Raw genomic sequence first — 20,557 nt, 5'->3', positions numbered from 1 at the left:
CCTAGGAGGTTTAAATGAAAAATAAAGATACCTTATTAGAGAACAGAACATTTTATTATTTTGATAAATTGACAAAAATTCCAAGATGTTCCTTTGAAGAAGAAAAAATAAGAGACTACTTAATTTCTTTTGCAAAAGATCACAACTTGGAATACAGAACTGATACAATTGGAAACGTTGTAATAATTAAAGAAGCAACAGAAGGCTATGAAGATGTAGACAGTATTATCTTACAAGGTCACATGGACATGGTTTGTGAAAAGACTCCAGAATGTACAATTGATTTTTCTAAAGATCCAATAAAGTATGAGATAGATGGAGACTTAATTATTGCGCGTGAAACAACACTTGGTGCAGACAATGGCATTGCCGTGGCAATGACACTTGCTCTATTAGAATCTGATGAATACAAACACCCTAAGATTGAAGCCCTCTTCACTGTTAATGAAGAAAGTGGAATGACAGGTGCTGGAAATCTTGAAAAAGGAATGGTTACATCTAAGAGACTACTAAACATTGACTCTGAAACTGAAGGGGTTGGATGTATCTCTTGTGCAGGTGCGGAAAGAGACCTATTAAAACTTAAAAAAGAATTTAAAGATTTAGATAGGGACAAAACTATTTATGAAGTTATAGTTAATGGATTAAAGGGTGGTCACTCTGGACAAGAAATTCAAGTTGGTCTTGGCAACGCAGTTAAAATTTTAGGAAGAAGTCTTTATAGCTTATTCCAAAAGGTTGACGGAGACTTAATTGAAATCGAAGGTGGAGCAAAGCCAAATGCTATCCCAAGATATGCAAGAGCTCTTGTAGCAGTAAAAGATGAAGACATAAAAAAAGTTCAAGATGTAATTGTGGAATTAAATTCAGAATTTGTTACTGAACTTGGAAAAGTTGACCCAGATGTAAGACTTAACTTTGAAAAGTCAAAGGAAACTTGCGACAAGGCCTTTACAGATGATTTAAAGAATAGGATAGTTGATCTTATCAACCTATTACCTAATGGTGTCATTGCAATGAGTAAGAACATTGTAGGTCTAGTCGAAACTTCTGTAAATGTTGGAGTAATTGAAAATCATGAAGATGAAGTTCACATTATTTCAAATATAAGATCTTCTGTATCATCTGCTAAGGAATACATTGGAAGTGTAAACAAAATTGCTGCAAAAAATCTTGGAGCAGAAGTAGAAATTATAACAAAATACCCTGCATGGGAATATAAAGAAGTTTCACCTCTTAGAGAAGTGGCTAAGGAAGCTTATAAGGAAGTAAGTGGAAAAGAATTTAAGCTTGAAGCAATTCACGCTGGACTAGAATGTGGTATTTTTGTTGAAACAATTGGAGATATAGATATGCTTTCTATTGGACCAAATATGAAGGGAGTACACGCACCTGGCGAACACCTTTCTATTTCATCAACTGAAAGAGTATTTGATTTCTTAATAAAAATATTAGAAAAATTAAAATAAATTTGGAGGAAATATGAATAACGAAGAAAAAAACCTACACCAACACGACGAAGATTGTGGATGCGACTGTGGTTGTGGACACGACCACGAACATGAAGACGGCTACCAAACTATCACTCTTACGCTAGAAGACGACAGTGAAATGGTATGTATAGTTCTTGGAATTTTTGAATGTGAAGATCAAGAATACATTGCCCTACTTCCTGAAGATGAAGAAGATGGCGAAGATGTATTTATTTACAAGTACAAGGAAATCAACGAAGAAGAAGTAGAACTTGATACTATTGAATCTGAAGAAGAATTTGAAAAAGTTTCAAAGACTTTCGAAGAAATTTTTGACGACGAAGACGAAGAATAATTTTCTATATGGCTTATAGAAAATACTCAGACTTTTTAAGAGACAAGTTTGGCGAAAAAGTTTATAAGCTTCCAGTCAAACTTGACTTAACTTGTCCCAATAGGGATGGAACTTGTGGAAGAGGTGGATGTATTTTTTGTGGTGAAGAAGGTGGCTCTTTCGAAAACAGTGAAGGATCTGTAAGAGAGCAACTTTTAAAAAATATGGACCACATAAAAAAGAAATACAAGGCTAAAAAATTTATAGCCTATTTTCAAAATTTTACAAACACCTACATGCCCTTTGAAGATTTTAAGAGGGTAATTGAGGAGTCCCTTATTGAAGATGTAGTAGGACTTAGTATATCAACTAGACCTGACTACCTTCCCAAGAGACACCTAGACTACTTAGAAGAATTAAACAAGAAATACTTCGTAACCCTTGAGATTGGTCTTCAAACTTCAAACTATCACAGCTTGAAGAAATTAAATAGGGGCCACGGTCTCGCTGAATTTATCGATGCAGCTATTAAGTTAAAAAATAGGAATTTAAATATTTGTACCCACATGATTATTGGACTCCCTTGGGATGACGACTTAGACATTGTGGAAGGAGCAAAGATATTAAATGCCCTTGGCGTCGATGAAGTTAAGCTTCACGCCCTTTATATCTTAAAAGGCACAGCCCTAGGCAAGATGTATGAAAGGGGCGAGATAGAACCTATTTCTTTAGAGGACTACAAGAAAAAAGTTATACTCTTTTTAAGAAATCTTAAAGATGATATAATAGTTGAAAGAATAATTGGAAGAGCACCTTATGAAGATTCTCTCTTCTGCAATTGGAATACTTCCTGGTGGAAAATTAGAGATGACATTGTTAATGAGATGCAAGAAAATGGATACACCCAAGGTGATCTAATGAAAGGAGAATTACTATGATAAAGTATATTTTAGGAAGCAAAGGCTCTGGAAAAACAAGATGGTTAATCGACAACGCTAATGAAGATATGAAACAAGGCGATGGAAATATTGCTTTTGTAGAAGTTGATGACGATCACATTTTTAGTCTTGATTATAATGTAAGACTTATTAATGCTACTGAATACAGATTGAACTCAATTGACAGTTTTTACGGTTTTATCTGTGGACTTCTTGCAATGGATTATGACCTACACAAGATTTATGTTGATGGAATTTATAAAGTTCTTAAACTTAACGTTGAAGACCTAGAACACCTTTACAACAAGGTTGCTAAAATTCCTGATGCTGCAAACAAAGAAATTTTTATTAACGTTGATTACTTAAAAGAAGACATGCCTGAATCATTAAAGGATAAATGTCTAGAAGTTACTAGCAAATAAGGTGTTATAAGTGGATAGAAAAACAATGGTTAGAATTATTGCGATTCTCCTCGTTTTAGCAATGGTAATCCCAATATTTCTAAGTGTGATTAATGGTGTTGCGTGGATTTAAAGAAAAAAAGAGGAGTATTTGAAGATTTTTTTGAACACAGGTCCTTTCTCATAAGCCAGTACACAAATGGCGAACTCACCAAGAGGGAATTTTTGCAAAAGAATTTTGATTATTTTGCCTTGAGAAATGCAAGACCCTATATAAAGGTTGACTCCTATGAAAAGGGGATGTACAACTACCAATACTATAATGTTATGGCAAAGTATTATAAATCTCTTTCAAAGGACGTAAGAAATACAAAAAAACATTCAAAGTACTACAACTATTATCTGAATTTAACAAATAAATACTACGAGCTTAAGGACAAGGCTGTCTTAAATATTTTAAAAATTCAAGACTTTAGAAATATGAAGGCTTATTATATAAAGTGCCAATCAAAGGCCTTGAGAAATGAGCTTTATGAAATAGTTCTAGAGGATAAGAAAGAGGCAATCTTTCATTCAAAGGCTGACTGGCTTTTGAAAGTCCTTCAAGAAGAAAAAATTTTTGACGACGGAATTAAGACTTCCATCATAGATCACTATATCAATGAAAAATATTATTAAATAGAAAGACTGAAACAGAAAATTCTGAATCAGTCTTTTTTTATTTGCGTATTTATTTCTAAAAATTTTTATTAAGAAGTAGTAAGTTATTTTAAATATCTCACAGCCCTTAAGGGTTGATAACCCCATGAGTAAACCTTTGACTCAGACTCACTTACGAGTCCGTCTGCTAGAGTTGCGTGAACTATAATTTTTCTTCCGCCATTAAGACCTAGATAAATTGCAGCATGATTGTAGCCATAAGTCCATTTTGGATTTTTGTAGAACAATACATCGCCAGGATATAAAGTTTCATTTATATTTACATAAATGCCACCAAATTCTTCTGCACGAGTGTATTGGGCCTTAACCATTTGGTAACCCTTGTCGGCGTACATATTACAATGATTATCAACTCCGCTTAATAAAAAATTATAGAGTCATTTTTTACATAATGAATTGCAAATAAAATTTACAAAGACCTAAGGTGTTTTGTTAGCTATATTTATTTTTAAAGTTTTTTAGTTAATTATAGTTTTTACGGTTTAACTAGCCTATAAGTATTGATTTTTTCATAGATCCAATTAAAAGAGGACTGTGGGATAAAGCTCCCTCAGTCCTTTTTGATATTTAAAAGATCTTGGATTATGTTTTTTAAAGCATCTAAATCCTTAGAATTTTTAATAAAGTAGGTCATATCATTAAATTTAAAAATACCAGAATAAAAAACATTTTTGCCTCTTGATTCTTTAATTATAGAGATATTTATCGAATTTATATCATAGTTTTCGATAATTTCGCTTCCGCCCATTAATTCTACTGAATATGGTGCTTCATTTGGATTGTTTTTCCACGATATTTCTAAAATTAAACTTCTATCATTTCCCAAATTTCTAACACCAAAATAATAAGGATTTATATCTTCTTTAAATAAATATATTTTAGAAAAATAATCATCATTAAAATAAATAGTGTCGTAATCAGATTGATTAAAAAAACTGGAATGAAGAAAATTTAATCTTAAATCTTTTTCTAGTTCATCTAAAGAATTATAAGTTTTTGATACCTTTTCCGTAAGATTTTTTGATGTTACAAAATCAACAGATTGAATATATGTAGATATAGGTTTAGTTTTATAAAACTCATCTAAATTCACAGTCATATTGTCAGATTTTCTTGTTTGAGAGTTACAAGATGTTAGTATTATCATTGAGAAAATAAAAATTAAAAACTTTTTCATATTTTACCTCCATAAATTGAACGCTTTACTTTTAGATGATATTATTGTACAATAATTATGTACAGAAGTAAAGTAATAAAAGGAGGTAAAAATGTTTAAAAAAATTAAAATATTAGCTGTTTTGCTTTTTGCAATTACATTAATTTGTCCAATAAGTGCATTTGCAGAAGAAGAAGAAGAAAATTCTAATTATATTAAAGACATAAGTTACTATTCCGCATCACAAAAATTAGAGAATTTAATAAAAGAAGATAGAGTTGAAAAAATTGATTACTATAATCCTGAAACGGGAGAATATTTTGCTTGGTTGAAAACAGATTATACTACGAGAAGTTTTAAACCAGCGAAAAATTTTAGTTTTCATATTAGAAATTATGTAAGTTCAGACAAATTCTGGATTGGATCAGCTTCAATAAGAGTTTATTCACAAGCTCGACTTGTAGATGTATATGGAAATGAAATATCTGGAGTTAGTTTTCCATATGAGGTTAAAATAAGTTCTAAATTATGGGATATTGAAAAGTTTCAATTTGAAACAAACGGTGGACAAACTGAATATGGAAGAGTAAAAGGAAACAGGTATTATACAGTTTCTATTTCTACAGGTGATAATCCAGATTATTATGGAAATGGACCATATCTTGATGGAAGTGGGACTGTTTATCATGATATCTAAATACTTAACTATTCATAAGAATATCTAATTGTAATTTACTTTTGTACATAATGTTTTTGAATTAAAATATAGCTCACATTAAACATAAAATTATTTAATGTGAGCTATAATTATTTTGCTTCTCTTCTTATTTCGATTAGGAAGGATTCCATAATTCTAGTTAAGTCTTCTTCCTTGCATTGGATGTCTAGGGTGTACATATTGCCTGTCCCTGTGAAAGTGAAGTGGTCTTTTAATTTTTCAAAGATCTTCTTGAGATCAAAGTTTAGATTTTGTGATCTTAGGATTATAATTTTTGATTTGGATCCATTTTTAAGTCCGTAAATTTGTATGAAGTCATCTTCTTTTAAGATATAATTTGAAATTTCACGAAGTTCTTTTAAGTTTATATCTTGAAGGACCTTATAGATATAATTTAGACCAGAAAATTCAGTGGAAAAGTTTTTAAAGCTATCTACTGCTTGGTAGAAGAGGGAAGTCCTCTCTTCATCTTCTTTCTTGTTAAGCTTTATAGAAGATGCATCTTTTTCTTTTGAATTTTTATTATTTGACTCTTCTTCCTTCAATGACTCTTTCCCAGAGTTTTCATCTTCATTAGTACTTTTAAATTTATTTAGGTCCTTAAAGGATTCGAGTTTGTATTTTTCATGGAAGAATTTTGCATCGTACTTTTCTGCCTTTTTAACTTCAGTGTTTATTTTATCTTTATCGCTAATTTCTTTTTTATTAGTTTCTATGGATTCTTTATCATCATTTGAAGTTTTGAATTTGTTTAAATCCTTAAAGGATTCAAGTTTATATTTTTCGTGAAAGAATTTTGCATCGTATTTTTCTTCTCTTTTAACTTGATTAATTTTTTCATCTTTATTGTTAATTTCTTTTTTATTAGTTTCTATGGATTCTTTATCTTCACTTGAAGTTTTGAATTTGTTTAAGTCCTTAAAGGATTCAAGTTTATATTTTTCGTGGAAGAAGTTTGCATCATATTTTTCTTTTTGTTTGAAGTCTTCTATTTCTTTAGAAGTTTCTTTTTTTTCTTCAAGCAAGTCTTTTTCTTCTGAGTTTTTATTTGCGATTTTGCTTGCAGAACTTTCACTATCACCTAAATCATCTTTAACTCCATCAATGTTTTTATAATCAATAGTTTCTGCCACTTTAATAGGGTTAACAGCCTTTTCTTCTTTTAGGACTTTATCAAAATCTCCAACTTTTTCGTATTCTGCATCTTTATGAGAATTTTTTGATGAATTCATATTAGCTCTTAACTTTTTAACATCAGAAAAGACTGAGTTAATGCTGTCGCTATTTAGATACATCTTCATATTGTCTAAGATGTTTAAAGAGTTACGGGCTAACTTGTAGGCATTTTCTCCTGATGTGACCCTAAGCCTAATTAGTGAATTTAGCTTCTCAACAGAAGAAATAAAAATCATTCCAATTTCACCAGTTCTTGATAGGGCTGGACCTTCATAAGGGATGTCGGCAAGTCTTTCAATAGAAATGTGGTCGCCAAAACTTTCAATGGCAAGGTTGGAAAATACTGCGTAGTTGGCAAGAGACTCGATATTTTTTGCAGTCATAAACTTAAAATCTTTTGCAGATACGTCAATATAGGATGAAGAGTTCTCGACTTTGTAGCCAATAATATCTATGTTTGTGTTGGATTTTAAAAAATGTCTCACTAGGGCATTGCCAAGATTTTCTTGCATGAGAAGGAGTCTGTTTTTCCATCCAATTTCAATTTCTACATTCTTTGTGCCTTCATCAATTTTAAAATAAGACTTGTTGCCTGATAAAAACTTAGGCTCTTCTCCATTTATTTTAATTTGATCAGCTGAAACTCTTTCACTTCCTAAGAAGTAAGGAGGATTTTCAAGCTTCCCATAAGTAATTCCGTCGCGATTTATTTTATCAATTATTTCTAATTTGTACTTTGTCTTGTAAGGGTTTTTGTAAACTAAATTCATAATTACCTCCTCTAATATATTAACATATTTCATGGTCCATGACCTCAAAAAGATATATAATGAAGAGGGGTGCCTATGTACTTATTCGCAGGAGTAATCTTTGGTCTTATACTTTCAATTTACATAAAATCCTATCTTCTTGTGGGAATAATTTTTCTTATTACTACCGCTTATATTTTATCTCTTAAAGATAGATATAAATTTTTATACTTGCCTCTAGTGATTTTATTTGTTTTTATAAATTTTAACTTCAGGGACTACAGCTTAAAGCCCTTTGATGGGCAAGTTATAGGTAAGGTTGTTTTGTCTAATGAAAACAAATCTATTATTAAGACAGAATATCTTAATAGAAAAAAATTTAAGACTAAGGTCTTAGTTTATGAAAAACTAGAAAGGGGAGGAAGGTATAAAGTTCAGGGGAAATTTTATCCACCTCTTCCTGCCATGAACAAGGGGACCTTTGACTATGAGAAGAACAATAAGTCTCAGGGGATTTATCTTCTTGGAAAGATAAGTAGTTATGAAAAAATATCTGAACCAAGAGGGATTTATAGGTTTTCAAATTTATTTATTGAAAGGGCAAAATATTTTTTTAATAAATATTTAAACGAAAGAAATTCTGGCTTAATGGGATCACTTATCTTAGCTGATAAATCTTTAGTTGACTCTATGGAAAGAGACAGGTTTAACTCTCTTGGCATGAGCCACATCTTAGCTGTGTCAGGTCTTCACATTGGAGTTCTAGCTCTCTTTTTAGAATTTATAATTAAAAACCTGAGCAAGAATAAAAAGTTTACGGACTTTAGCTTGTTTGTTATTTTATCTTTTTACATAATGACAATTGGATTTCCAATTTCAGGTCTGCGTGCCTTCTTGTTTTACATCTTGTACAAGGGCAACACTTACTTAGAAGAGGACATAGACACGAAAGATATTCTCTTTTTAAGTCTATCAATTATACTTTTAATAAATCCCATGGCAATTTATTCTATCTCACTTTTACTTTCCTATGGTGCAATTTTTGGCTTAATTTTTGTCTATCCAAACCTCATTGAAAGAGTTTCAAGTAGGAGCCTAATTAGTAAGTCATTTGTTGGGACCTTGTCAGTAATAATTTCAGTTTTCCCATTAATAAATTATTATTTTTCAGGTTTTTCTATTTTAGTTTTTCTTGCAAACTTAATAATAGTTCCAATTTATTCTCTTATCATATCCTTAGGTTTTCTCATGGGTCTTGGAATTTTTCCAGGTTTGCTTGGAAGATTTCTAAATCTGTTAATGAATGCTACTTATGGACTTGAAAGTATCCTGCTTTCTAAGGGGTCAATATTTTTAACATTAAAAGCCTTTAAGTTCGAATATATTTTTATCTACTACATCTTGCTTCTTGTAATTTTGAATAGGAGAAAGCTAGATGAAATCATTAGGCCTAACTTAAAAATAATAGAAATTTATGGGGCACTTGTATTTTTATTAATGGGCTTTGGCATATACAGAGACCTTATGACCTTTGAGATAAGTCAGCTCTATATAGACCAGGGGGACTGTGCCTTAATTTCATATAAGGGAAGGAATTATCTCATTGATACTGGTGGGGCTAGGTTTGATAATAAAATTGCAGAAAAGTATTTATTTCCAAGCCTAAGGCTAAGGGGTATTACTAGAATAGATGGGATTTTTATTTCCCACTTTGATGAGGATCACTTTGGCAACTTAAATAAAATCTTAGAAAACTATAAGGTAAAAAATATTTTTATAAATCATCTTCCAGAAGATTTAAGTATCTTAGAAGAGGGAGAAAAATATTCAAAAATTATCAAGCTTTCTAAGGGAGATAAGATAAAACTTTTTAAGTACACAAGCATGGAAGTCTTGCTAGACAATGAAAGGAAGGAAGAAGAAAATGACAAGTCCATGGTCTTGCTCTTAGACCACAAGGGCTTTAAGACTCTTTTCACAGGAGATATATCAGCTGAAGTTGAGAGGGAAATTAATTCAAAGGTTGATTTGTTAAAAGTTGCTCATCATGGATCCAGAACTTCAACAAGTGATGATTTTTTAGAAAGGACAAGGCCAAAAATTGCAGTGATTTCGGCAGGCTATGAAAATTCCTATGGACATCCCCATAAAGAGAGTCTGGAGAATTTGGAAAAACATGGTATCATATACTATGTTACCTTAAGAGACGGGGAAGTTGATTTTAAAATTTTGGGAAATCAGTTTAAAATAGAAAGAAATAATAGGGAAGAGGATTACAAATTTTATTTGCTTCTCATTATTTTAAACACAAGCTTATTATATATTGTGGCGAGGAAAAATTATGAACTACAAAAAAATCTACAGAGATAGCGACCACTCTGGAGCCTACTTATTTTTGGGACCAGAAAAATATTTAATGGAAAATGCAGTGGGCTACTTAATAAATAAATATGTAAAGGGGACTGAAGCCTTTAACTACACCAAGTTTAAGGGAAGTGAAGTTAAGCCAGAGGATATTATCTCAGCTTGCGAGACCTATCCAGTAATGAATGACAAAAAAATTGTTCTTGTTCGGGATGTAGTGGACTTCTTAGGGGAAAATGAATTAAAAGATTCCTTCTATGAATTTTTAGATAACTTATCTGACTTTGTAGTTTTAATTTTTTGGGATACTGCAAACATCAAAAAAACTACAAAATTTTATAAGGCCTTTAAGAAAAAAGATAGGGACATGGACTTTGCAAAGTTAAACCCTGTGGACCTAAACAATTTTATTAAAGGCTACTTCATTAGGAAGGGAAAGGAAATAAGTCAAAGTGAAGTTTCTCTTTTTATAGGAGAGAGTGGTTACAATTCAAAAAATGAAGATGTAAGCCTCCTAGACCTCAAGACCGAAATGGATAAGATTGCCTCTCATGCCAAAAATAAAAAAATTTCACGAGAAGATATATCCAGCACAATAACTGAAAACATAGATACAAATATCTTTAAGTTTTTAGATGCCATGATGGGGAGGAAGAGAGAAGAATCATTAAAGGAACTTCACAATCTCTACAAGTTAGGAGAGCCATCTCTAAAGATTTTTACCATGATAATTAGGCAGGTTAAAAATTTATTATCCTATAAGATTTTATCTACAAAAAACATAAGTCAAAATGATATTATGAATAAGATGGAAGTAAAAAATTTCGAGTTAAAAAAAATAAGAGGCTTTGAGAGAAACTTCTCAAAAGAATTTTTAATTGATTTTTATGAGGAACTAATTAAGACTGATGAACTTTTTAAAACTTCCTCCATTGATGAAAAATTAATTATGGAAACTTTAATTGTAAAATATTGTAATAAGAATTAGAATTTGCAAGACTTCTTGAAAATCTCTTGCAATGATTTATAATTCGTGGTAAAATAGCAAAAGCGTTAAATATTGGAGGTGAAATAATGGCAAATATTAAATCAGCTATCAAGAGAATTGATGTTGCTAGAAGAAATTCTGAACAAAACAAACCAATTAGAACTGAAATGAAAAATGCAGTTAAAAATTTTAGAGCAGCTCTTAATGAAGATAGAATTGACGATGCTAAAGAACTTCTTATTGTTGCAGATAAAAAGTTAAAGAAGGCTGCAAATAAAAATATAATCCACAAAAATCAAGCTTCCAGAAAGCTAAGTCGACTAGCTAAGGAACTTAACAGCAAGATCGCTGGCTAAGAGAAATTTTCCCGGGAAAGTTTCTCTTTTTTATTTTTGAGGTGAAAGATGAAAGCTAATAAAATATTATTTGTTTCAAATTTAATTTTTTTATTTTTATCCTTGTATTCATCTTACTCAAGAGGGAGAAGTGTCTTCCTTATATTTTCATTGGCATTTTTATTAAATGCAATTAGAGCAAAGAGGGCAATTAATAAATCAAAGAATGAAAATAAAAAAGAGAATAAAAAAGAGAATGAAAAAAGAGGTAGATAATTTTATCTACCTCTTTTTGTGTGGAAATCTATTTAAAGAAATCTAACTCAACTTGGTTGGAAAGGTCACGTCCCTTTTTCGTAAGCCTTAAATTATTATCTTCTAATAGAATTAAATTTGATTTTAAATTTTTTTCTATTTCTTTATCATAAATTTTTACAAAGTCTTCATTAAATTTTTTATCGAACTCATCTAGGATTACACCAGAGTTAAGTCTCAGTCCCATCATAATAAATTCATTCATCCTATCAGCTTTACTTAAGTTCTCTGAGAAGCCTATAGGTTTTTCATTTTTATCAAGAGCCTCATAATAATCTTTAAAGTTATAATAATTTGTGTATCTCAAATTTCCAATATTTGATGAAGCAGAAAGTCCAAAGGAATTATAATCTCTTAGCTTCCAATAAGCCATGTTGTGACGACACTCATGGCCTTCTTTGGCAAAGTTGGAAATTTCATATTGCTTGAGACCAATTTTTTCTAGCTCATCAACTACATAGTGATACATCTTTCTGTCTTCGTCTTCAGTGGGAAAGGATAGAGGAGACTTCTCATGATCTCTAAAAAGTTTAGTCCCTTCTTCTAAAATAAGTGAGTAATAAGAAATATGTGGAAGATTTAATTCTCTTACTTCCTTTATTGACTCTTCGATGTCAGAAAACTTTTGACCAGGTAGGGCAAGCATTAAATCTAAATTTATATTTTCAAAACCAGCTGACCTGGCATTTTCTATAGCCCTATAAATATCATCTTTTTTGTGAATTCTTCCAATTCTTTTTAAAATCTCTTCGTTAAATGATTGGGCGCCTATAGAAATTCTATTTATCCCATAAGAAAAGTATTCCTCAGCTTTTTCTCTAGTTAGAGAGTTTGGGTTGGACTCTATACTTATTTCTCTGTTATCGGAAAAATTATAGGCAGATAAGTCATCCATAATTTCTTTTATAAATCTTGAGTCAACTGAAGAGGGTGTTCCACCTCCAATAAAAACAGTGTCAATTATCTTATCTTTTAAAAAGTCTTCGTTTAATTTAATTTCTTTTCTCAAATATTTAAAATATTTTTCTACTTTAGGTTCACTTAAAAGAGAAGAGCAGAAGTCACAATAGTGACATCTACTCTCACAAAAGGGTATATGAATATAAATTGAAATTTTATTTGTCTTCATCATATTTTAAAACAGATAAGAAGGCATCTTGTGGTATGTCTACGCTACCCACAGTACGCATTCTCTTCTTTCCTTCTTTTTGCTTTTCAAGAAGTTTTCTCTTTCTCGAAATATCTCCACCATAACATTTTGCAAGTACGTCCTTTCTAAGGGCACGAATTGTTTCTCTTGCAATGATTTTATTTCCAATTGCAGCTTGGATTGGCACTGCAAATTGGTGTCTTGGGATTACGTCCTTTAATTTTTCACAAACATTTCTTGCGCGAGTGTAGGCAGAAGATTCATGAACAATTAGTGAGAAGGCGTCCACAAGCTCTTCATTAATAAGGATATCCAACTTAACAAGATCAGATTTTTCATATCCAATTAATTCGTAGTCATAAGATGCATAGCCACGAGTTTTTGACTTTAAGGCATCAAAGAAGTCATAAATAACTTCGTTAAGTGGCATGTGGTAGGTAATAAGGGCTCTAGTTTCTTCTAGGTATTCCATATTCTTAAAGACACCACGTCTGTTTTGACAAAGTTCCATAACTTGACCAACGTAATCTGTTGGAGTCATAATCTCTGCCTTGACAATAGGTTCTTCCATGTATTCTATCTCTGTTGGGTCAGGAAGGTTTGATGGATTTTGAATTGAAATCATCTCACCATTTTTTTTCATTACATTGTATATAACTGATGGAGCAGTAGTGACAATATTTAAGTCAAACTCTCTCTCAAGTCTTTCTTGGATGATTTCCATGTGAAGTAGACCTAAGAAGCCACACCTAAAACCAAAGCCAAGAGCAACCGAAGTTTCAGCTTCAAAGTCAAGAGCAGCATCATTTACCTGAAGTTTTTCTAGGGCTTCACGAACGTTGTTGTACTCTTCGCCTTCGCCAGGGTAAACACCACAGAAGACCATAGGCACAACTTTTTTATAGCCAGGCATTGGATCTTGCGCCCTATTATTCTTAAGAGTTATTGTGTCCCCAACTCTTGCGTCTTTAACATTTTTAATAGAAGCAGTTATGTAGCCAACTTCACCAGCACTTAAAGAGTCAAGAGGTATGTGGCCATTAGATGTAACACCAACTTCAACAACCTCAAAGGACTTGCCGGTTGCCATCATGGTTATTTCGTCTCCAGGTTTAACTGACCCATCAACAACTCTAACGTCACAGATAACTCCCTTGTAAGAATCGTAGAAGGAGTCAAAGATTAAAGCCTTAAGAGGAGCATTATGGTCTCCACTTGGTGCAGGCACCTTATCAATAATTGCGTGAAGAACATCGTCAATACCAATGCCTTCCTTTGCAGAGATAAGTGGAATTCCTTCTGTATCAATGCCAATAATATCTTCAATTTCTTCTTTAATTTCATCAGGTCTAGCACTTGGTAGGTCAATCTTATTTATTACTGGTACAAGTTCAAGGTCTTGGTCAACTGCAAGATAAACATTGGCTAGAGTTTGAGCTTCAACACCTTGGGCAGCATCAACAACAACTATGGCTCCCTCGCAAGCTGCAAGAGAACGAGAAACTTCATAGTTAAAGTCTACGTGGCCTGGAGTGTCAATAAGGTTTAAAATATATTCTTGTCCGTCTCTGTCGTCTTTATAGATTAACCTTACTGCCTTTAATTTAATTGTAATTCCTCTCTCACGCTCTAGGTCCATGGAGTCAAGAACTTGTTGTTCCATTTCTCTCTTTGTAAGCATGCCTGTTGATTCGATTAGTCTGTCGGCAAGAGTAGATTTTCCGTGATCAATGTGTGCTATTATTGAAAAATTTCTAATATTTTTCTGATTTCTCAAATTTTTACCTCCGATTTCATGGGGATTATATATTTTAAATTTTTCCTCTATTACTTAGAGGTAAAATCCTATAAACTGCTGCTGATTTTATTCTTTTCTTTTCAATTGGTCCAAAGTATCTGGAGTCAATGCTCATGCCAGGAAGTCTGTTGTCTCCCATAACAAAGTATTCATCATCTTTTAATGTAAAGCTTTCAACATCAGACTCTGTATAATCTGTTGAAGTATAAGTTTCTTCCAAAACTTTTCCATTTAATATAACTTGTCCATCTTTAAATTCTATTGTGTCGCCAGGCTTTCCAATTAATCTCTTAATATAATTCCTGTTGTCATTAGGCGCATCTATTACCACGATTTCTCCACGAGGCAGGTCAGTGTATCTCTTGTAAGAAAGGCAGAGCAATTTATCTCTTTCGTTTAAAGTTGGATGCATAGACTCTCCATTAACTACAGCTATATTAAAAATAAAAGTTCTCACAAAAAGTGCAATTAAAACTGCAGCTACAATTGTAAGAATAAAAGATAGGGTTTCGTTTTTTTTCAATGTGATCATCTCCAATTTCTAATTTTATCATAAATAAGGAAAAGATTGGATAACTATTTATCTTATACAGCATGAGTATGTTGTAATAAATTAAAATTACTTAGGTTAAAATTAATTGATTTTTAAATAGAAGTTTGAATTAAATTTTTTTAAATTAGAAGTTTATGAAAAAAATTTTTTATAACTTAGTGAAGAGAGATAACTTTAGACACAGAGACTATGAATAATTTAAATTATAACATGTCTCTATGTATCAAGAAGATAAAATGAAATTCTTAAGTTTTAAAAACTTCTTTTAATTTTTGTGTTAAAGAAAAAAGTTTATGAGGAAGCGAAGGACTTTATAAAAATTTAAAGTTATTTCCTCTTATGACTTAATAAACTTTCGAAAATAATTTTTAAAACTCTGTAGAGGGGAAATAAAAAATAAAACAAAACAAATTAAGTGCAAGAACTAATAAAAATTTGTAAACTTAGGATATTTTAAAATTTAAAATCTTATAAATTTCCCAGATAAAATAAGGGAATATAAGAAAGTCAAAAAAAGTCAAAAATATTTTTAAATTTCCTTGACAAAGTATTAGGCGTGAAGTATTATATAGATAGATTAGCACTCGATGTTAATGAGTGCTAACAAAGGAGGAGTTATGGATACTAGAAAAATTAATATTTTAAATGCCATAATTGAGGCGTATATAGATATGCCGACTCCAGTTGGTTCACGAACTCTTTCCAAAGATTACGACCTTGGAGTTAGTTCAGCGACTATAAGAAATGAAATGGCAGATCTTGAAGATCTAGGTTTTTTGAATAAGCCACATCAGTCAGCGGGAAGAATTCCATCAGACAAGGCTTACCGCTTCTATGTTGATGAACTTTTTAAAAACTTCAATAGTTTCCACGACATAGATGCCTCAAGAAAAATCATGGAGAGACTTTTATTGACTTCTAGAAATCATGAAGATTTTTATAAAAATGCAGTCAATCTCCTAGCTAACTTAAGTTCTTGTACGGCTTATCTCATAGCACCACAGAAGGCCGATACAAAAATCAAAAGACTTACTCTAGTAAAGCTTGATGATTTTACAGCCCTGTTAGTTCTCATTGGGGACAAGGGAGTTATTGAGAAGTATTTTTTAGAAATCGAAAATATTTCTGATGAAGATTTTCATATAATAGAGAAGGTCTTAAATGAAAAAATGTCGGGAATAGATTTTAATGAAATTGAGTCACTTAAGATTTCACTTTCAGAGGACATGATAAGACATGGAAAATTTATTTCTGATCTTGTAAAAATTGCTAGTCAATTTAATAAAAAGGTGTCTTCCATTGACATTTATTATGACGGTCTTACAAATATTTTAAACTTTGATGAATATAAGGACCTAGACAAGGCTAGAGATTTTATGGGCCTAGTAGAAGATCGGGACAGCTTATTTCAAATCCTAAAAAATGACACTTTCACCAGTGATGTTGAAGTTATTATTGGATCAGAAAATAGCGCAAGTCTCATGAAGGAAAATACTATTATAAGAGCTCCCTTCGCTAAGGAACATGGAATCTATGGAAGTATTGGAATCATTGGACCAGTTAGAATTGATTACATGAAATTGGTCAAAGTCGTTAAGATTTTTAGCGACGCAGTGAAAAGTGGATTGAAAGAAATGTGAGGGAGTACATGACGAATGAAGATATAAAAAAAGATGATTTACAAAATGATGAAGATATAGATATGAAAGATGAAAATCTTGATCTTAATGATGAAGCTGAAGTAGATGCTTCTGATGATGAAAAGTATCAAGATTTAATGGATAAATTTATGAGACTTCAAGCAGACTTCTCCAACTACAAGAGAAGGACTGAGGCACAAAAGTCTGAGTATGTTGAGCTTGGAGTTAAGAAAATTGCAAATGACCTACTTCCTGTCATAGATAACTTTGAGAGAGCTTTGGACTCTATAAAGGACAAGGACTCAACCTATGAAGGAATATTAATGATAAAAAATCAACTTACTGACGTACTTGCTAAAGACGGCATAGTTGAAATGGACGCATTGGGAAAAGAATTTGATCCAATATATCATCACGCAGTACTCACTGAAGATTCTGATGAATACGACAGTGGTTATGTTATAGAAGTATTGCAAAAGGGTTATTTAATTAACGATAAAACACTAAGACCTGCAATGGTCAAAGTTTCACAATAAGAATTTTAGGAGGAAATATATATGGGAAAAATAATTGGTATTGACTTAGGAACAACTAACTCTGCAGTAGCAGTAATGGAAGGTGGAGAATCTGTAATAATTCCTAACATTGAAGGTAACAGAACTACTCCTTCAGTAGTAGCTTTCACAAAAGATGGCGAAAGATTAGTAGGTGAAACTGCTAAGAGACAAGCAATCACAAACTCTGATAGAACAATCTCTTCTATTAAGAGACATATGGGTTCAGATTTTACTGTAAAGATTGATGACAAAACTTATACTCCACAAGATATTTCAGCTATGATTTTACAAAAATTAAAGGCTGATGCTGAATCTTATCTTGGCGAAAAAATTACAGAAGCTGTTATCACAGTTCCAGCATACTTTACAGATGCTCAAAGACAAGCAACTAAGGATGCAGGAAGAATTGCAGGACTTGATGTAAAGAGAATTGTAAACGAACCAACTGCAGCAGCACTTGCTTATGGAGAAGACAAGGACAAGGATGCACAAACTGTTATGGTTTATGACCTTGGTGGTGGTACATTTGACGTATCTATCCTTGAACTTTCTGATGGTGTATTTGAAGTACACGCAACTCGTGGTAACAACAAACTTGGTGGAGATGACTTCGACAATAGACTAATTGATTATATTGCTGAAGAATTTAAAAAAGAAAATGGAATTGATCTTAAGGCTGACAACATGAGTCTACAAAGACTAAAAGAAGCAGCTGAAAAGGCTAAGAAGGAACTTTCTTCTACTATGTCAACAAATGTCAACCTTCCATTTATCACAGCTTCACAAGCTGGTCCACTTCACTTAAATATGGACATCACTCGTGCTAAGTTCGACGAACTTACAGCAGACCTTGTTAAGATGACTGAAGGACCTGTTAAGGATGCTTTAAAGGATGCAGGACTTTCTGCAAACGAAATAGACAAAGTTCTTCTAGTTGGTGGTTCTACAAGAATTCCAGCTGTTCAAGAATGTATTAAGAAGTTAACTGGAAAAAATCCTCAAAAGGATATTAACCCAGACGAATGTGTAGCTCTTGGTGCAGCTATCCAAGGTGGAGTTCTTTCTGGAGATGTTAAGGACTTACTTCTTCTTGACGTAACACCACTTTCTCTAGGAATTGAAACAATGGGTAACATTACAACAAGACTTATTGAAAGAAATACAACTATCCCAACTAAGAAGTCACAAATATTTACAACTGCAGCAGACAATCAAACTTCTGTAGAAATTCACGTACTTCAAGGTGAAAGACAAATGGCAAAAGACAACGTAACTCTTGGTAGATTTACACTTGACGGTATTGCACCAGCAAGAAGAGGCGTGCCACAAATTGAAGTAACATTTGATATTGATGCAAATGGTATTGTAAATGTAAGTGCTAAGGACATGGGTACTGGTAAAGAACAACACATCACAATTACATCTTCAACTAACTTAAACGAAGAAGAAATTGAAAAGAAAGTTAAGGAAGCAGAAATGTATGCTCAAGAAGATGCTAAGAAGAAAGATTTAATTGAAGCTAGAAACAACGCTGACTCAATGATTTACCAATCTGAAAACACACTTAAGGATGTTGAAGGAAAGATTTCTGATGCAGATAAGACTAAGATTGAAGAAGCAATCAAGGGACTTAAAGATGTAAAAGATGGTGAAGATCTTGAAGCTATTAAGTCTAAGACTGAAGAATTAACTCAAGCTTTCTACGCAATTTCAGAAGAAATTTATAAACAACAAGCTGGTCAAGGTCAAGCTGATGGCTCTCAAGCACATGCTGATGACGATGTAGTTGACGCTGACTATGAAGTTGTAGATGAAGATGAAGAATAATAATTAAATAAAAATGTTGCAGTTTCGGCTGCAACTTTTTTTATGTAGAAAATTATATTGTATTTGATAAATTAATTTTTTACACTCAAATATCTTTTAAAATTTGAATTTAGCTTTATTTTTTCTAGTTTTTATATTAGAATATAGAACTATTGAGGTGGAAGATGAGAAATTTTTATGAAATTCTTGAAGTTGAAAAAAATGTAACTAAAGAAGAGTTAAAGAGATCTTATAAGAAGCTTGCTAAAAAGTATCACCCGGACCTAAATCCAGGAGATGAAGTTGCTGAGGCAAAGTTTAAAGAAATATCCTATGCCTATGAAGTTCTAGCAGATGATGAAAAAAGACAAATCTACGATGTCTATGGCGAAGAAGGACTTAAGGGCAACATGGGTGGATCTGGAGGAAGTGGCTTTGGAGGTTTCTCAGATATCTTTGATGACATATTTGATATTTTTGGCGGCTCAAGATCCAATAGATATGAATACGCAAACAGAAAAGACATGCCAAAGAAGGGACCTGATGCAAGAGTAGACGTAACCCTTGATTTCTTTGAAGCAATATTTGGAGTGGAAAAAGAAATTTCTGTTAAGGTTAGGGAAGAGTGTTCCCATTGTCACGGCAGCAAGATGGAACCAGGAAGTGAAAAGCATACTTGTGAAACTTGCCATGGTTCAGGTCAAGTTACTTCAGAACAAAACACACCATTTGGTAGGTTTGTGAGGACTTCAGCTTGTGAAGACTGTAATGGAACAGGCGAAGTTATAGAAGAGCCATGTAAAGAATGTGGTGGAAGAGGAAGCAAGGTAAGAACTAAGAAGTTAAAAGTCAACATCCCTAAGGGAGTTGACACTGGAAACATAATTTCACTTAGGAATCAAGGTTCTGTTGGTGAAAATGGTGGCGAAAATGGAGACATCTTCGTCTATATTAGGGTTAGATCAGACGCAGTCTTCAAGAGAGAAGGCAATGACATCTACCTAAATATTCCAATTTCTTATTCAGATGCAGTTCTTGGAGCAAAGATTAAAGTACCAACTCTTGAGAAAATTGTTGACTATGATATTCCTAAAGGGACTACAGGCGGAACAGTTTTTAGACTAAAGGGAGAAGGAGTTCCTTATGTCAATAGAGATAAACAAAGAGGGGATCTCTTCTTCAAGGTAGAGATTATTATTCCAAAAAAGGTAAGCGACGAACAAAGGAAACTTCTTGAAGAGTTAAGAGAAACTGAGCCAGAAGTTGCAGAAAATAAAAAATCATTTTTAGATAAGTTAAAGAAATTATTTGATTAATGCGGATCATTGATTCGCATTTTTTAAATTGTATAAAGAAATTATCTATAATATAATGAAACAAGGTGATT

Annotated in this window: 20 protein-coding genes; 14 read left to right on the top strand and 6 right to left on the bottom strand. The window is 32.3% G+C overall.

Going from position 1 to position 20,557, the window contains the following annotated elements; genetic code table 11:
* Positions 1–14: 14 nt before the first annotated feature.
* The 5 genes from M9426_RS00900 to M9426_RS00880 all read left to right on the top strand — a co-directional run bounded on the left by M9426_RS00900 (position 15) and on the right by M9426_RS00880 (position 3,823).
* Positions 15–1,469, top strand: a complete 1,455-nt coding sequence (locus tag M9426_RS00900; protein ID WP_250342163.1) for an aminoacyl-histidine dipeptidase — start codon at positions 15–17, stop codon at positions 1,467–1,469.
* A gap of 13 nt (positions 1,470–1,482) precedes the next feature.
* On the top strand, positions 1,483–1,827 hold the full coding sequence (locus M9426_RS00895; protein WP_005957699.1) for a DUF1292 domain-containing protein: 345 nt from the start codon (positions 1,483–1,485) through the stop codon (positions 1,825–1,827).
* A gap of 8 nt (positions 1,828–1,835) precedes the next feature.
* Positions 1,836–2,744: a tRNA modification radical SAM protein MnmL/YtqA gene (gene mnmL, locus M9426_RS00890; protein WP_250342162.1), complete on the top strand. Its 909-nt coding sequence runs from the start codon at positions 1,836–1,838 to the stop codon at positions 2,742–2,744.
* Positions 2,741–3,166, top strand: a complete 426-nt coding sequence (locus M9426_RS00885; RefSeq protein ID WP_005957675.1) for a hypothetical protein — start codon at positions 2,741–2,743, stop codon at positions 3,164–3,166. Before mnmL ends, M9426_RS00885 begins: the two co-directional genes overlap by 4 nt.
* A gap of 102 nt (positions 3,167–3,268) precedes the next feature.
* Positions 3,269–3,823, top strand: a complete 555-nt coding sequence (locus M9426_RS00880; protein WP_250342161.1) for a DUF6648 family protein — start codon at positions 3,269–3,271, stop codon at positions 3,821–3,823.
* 86 nt (positions 3,824–3,909) lie between these two features.
* Here M9426_RS00880 and M9426_RS00875 read toward each other — a convergent pair whose 3' ends face one another.
* Both M9426_RS00875 and M9426_RS00870 read right to left on the bottom strand, forming a co-directional pair.
* Entirely contained in the window at positions 3,910–4,176 is a 267-nt protein-coding gene (locus M9426_RS00875) for a C40 family peptidase (RefSeq protein WP_250342160.1), read from the bottom strand.
* 239 nt (positions 4,177–4,415) lie between these two features.
* A complete protein-coding gene (locus tag M9426_RS00870) occupies positions 4,416–5,042 on the bottom strand; it encodes a lipoprotein (protein ID WP_148465897.1) in 627 nt (208 codons plus the stop codon).
* 91 nt (positions 5,043–5,133) lie between these two features.
* Here M9426_RS00870 and M9426_RS00865 point away from each other — a divergent pair, with 91 nt between their 5' ends.
* Positions 5,134–5,718: a hypothetical protein gene (locus M9426_RS00865; RefSeq protein WP_148465898.1), complete on the top strand. Its 585-nt coding sequence runs from the start codon at positions 5,134–5,136 to the stop codon at positions 5,716–5,718.
* Between the two features lie 110 nt (positions 5,719–5,828).
* Here the strand turns inward: M9426_RS00865 and M9426_RS00860 are convergent, their stop codons facing one another.
* A complete protein-coding gene (locus M9426_RS00860; RefSeq protein ID WP_250342159.1) occupies positions 5,829–7,685 on the bottom strand; it encodes an alanyl-tRNS synthetase in 1,857 nt (618 codons plus the stop codon).
* A gap of 75 nt (positions 7,686–7,760) precedes the next feature.
* Here M9426_RS00860 and M9426_RS00855 point away from each other — a divergent pair, with 75 nt between their 5' ends.
* The 4 genes from M9426_RS00855 to M9426_RS00840 all read left to right on the top strand — a co-directional run bounded on the left by M9426_RS00855 (position 7,761) and on the right by M9426_RS00840 (position 11,627).
* Positions 7,761–10,034: a DNA internalization-related competence protein ComEC/Rec2 gene (locus M9426_RS00855; RefSeq protein WP_250342158.1), complete on the top strand. Its 2,274-nt coding sequence runs from the start codon at positions 7,761–7,763 to the stop codon at positions 10,032–10,034.
* Positions 10,006–11,016, top strand: a complete 1,011-nt coding sequence (holA, locus tag M9426_RS00850; RefSeq protein ID WP_250342157.1) for a DNA polymerase III subunit delta — start codon at positions 10,006–10,008, stop codon at positions 11,014–11,016. The genes M9426_RS00855 and holA overlap by 29 nt, the downstream gene beginning before the upstream one ends.
* Positions 11,017–11,102: 86 nt before the next feature.
* Complete coding sequence (gene rpsT, locus M9426_RS00845; RefSeq protein WP_005957552.1) at positions 11,103–11,372, top strand: 30S ribosomal protein S20; 270 nt, start codon at positions 11,103–11,105, stop codon at positions 11,370–11,372.
* A 48-nt stretch (positions 11,373–11,420) separates the two neighbouring features.
* A complete protein-coding gene (locus tag M9426_RS00840; protein WP_250342156.1) occupies positions 11,421–11,627 on the top strand; it encodes a hypothetical protein in 207 nt (68 codons plus the stop codon).
* A gap of 28 nt (positions 11,628–11,655) precedes the next feature.
* Here the strand turns inward: M9426_RS00840 and hemW are convergent, their stop codons facing one another.
* Genes hemW through lepB form a run of 3 tightly spaced genes read right to left on the bottom strand, consistent with a single transcriptional unit; the run spans position 11,656 to position 15,146 of the window.
* Positions 11,656–12,795, bottom strand: a complete 1,140-nt coding sequence (gene hemW, locus M9426_RS00835) for a radical SAM family heme chaperone HemW (RefSeq protein ID WP_250342617.1) — start codon at positions 12,793–12,795, stop codon at positions 11,656–11,658.
* A complete protein-coding gene (gene lepA / locus M9426_RS00830; RefSeq protein ID WP_250342155.1) occupies positions 12,782–14,593 on the bottom strand; it encodes a translation elongation factor 4 in 1,812 nt (603 codons plus the stop codon). Before lepA ends, hemW begins: the two co-directional genes overlap by 14 nt.
* A 34-nt stretch (positions 14,594–14,627) precedes the next feature.
* Positions 14,628–15,146 (bottom strand): signal peptidase I, encoded by a 519-nt coding sequence (gene lepB, locus M9426_RS00825; protein ID WP_250342154.1) that lies wholly within the window; start codon positions 15,144–15,146, stop codon positions 14,628–14,630.
* Between the two features lie 638 nt (positions 15,147–15,784).
* On the opposite strand from lepB, the gene hrcA reads away from it, so the two are divergent.
* The 4 genes from hrcA to dnaJ all read left to right on the top strand — a co-directional run bounded on the left by hrcA (position 15,785) and on the right by dnaJ (position 20,486).
* On the top strand, positions 15,785–16,807 hold the full coding sequence (gene hrcA / locus M9426_RS00820) for a heat-inducible transcriptional repressor HrcA (RefSeq protein ID WP_250342153.1): 1,023 nt from the start codon (positions 15,785–15,787) through the stop codon (positions 16,805–16,807).
* Positions 16,808–16,815: 8 nt separating this feature from the next.
* On the top strand, positions 16,816–17,343 hold the full coding sequence (gene grpE / locus M9426_RS00815; protein WP_250342152.1) for a nucleotide exchange factor GrpE: 528 nt from the start codon (positions 16,816–16,818) through the stop codon (positions 17,341–17,343).
* Positions 17,344–17,364: 21 nt separating this feature from the next.
* Positions 17,365–19,191, top strand: a complete 1,827-nt coding sequence (gene dnaK / locus M9426_RS00810; protein ID WP_250342151.1) for a molecular chaperone DnaK — start codon at positions 17,365–17,367, stop codon at positions 19,189–19,191.
* Between the two features lie 164 nt (positions 19,192–19,355).
* Positions 19,356–20,486, top strand: a complete 1,131-nt coding sequence (gene dnaJ, locus M9426_RS00805; protein WP_005957566.1) for a molecular chaperone DnaJ — start codon at positions 19,356–19,358, stop codon at positions 20,484–20,486.
* Positions 20,487–20,557: the final 71 nt, after the last annotated feature.

Origin of the sequence: Peptoniphilus genitalis (assembly GCF_023614525.1) — a bacterium.
Taxonomy (GTDB): Bacteria; Bacillota; Clostridia; order Tissierellales; family Peptoniphilaceae; genus Peptoniphilus_A; species Peptoniphilus_A genitalis.
Note: the sequence above shows the minus strand (reverse complement) of the source record. Positions and strands in the feature narration are given on the sequence as shown.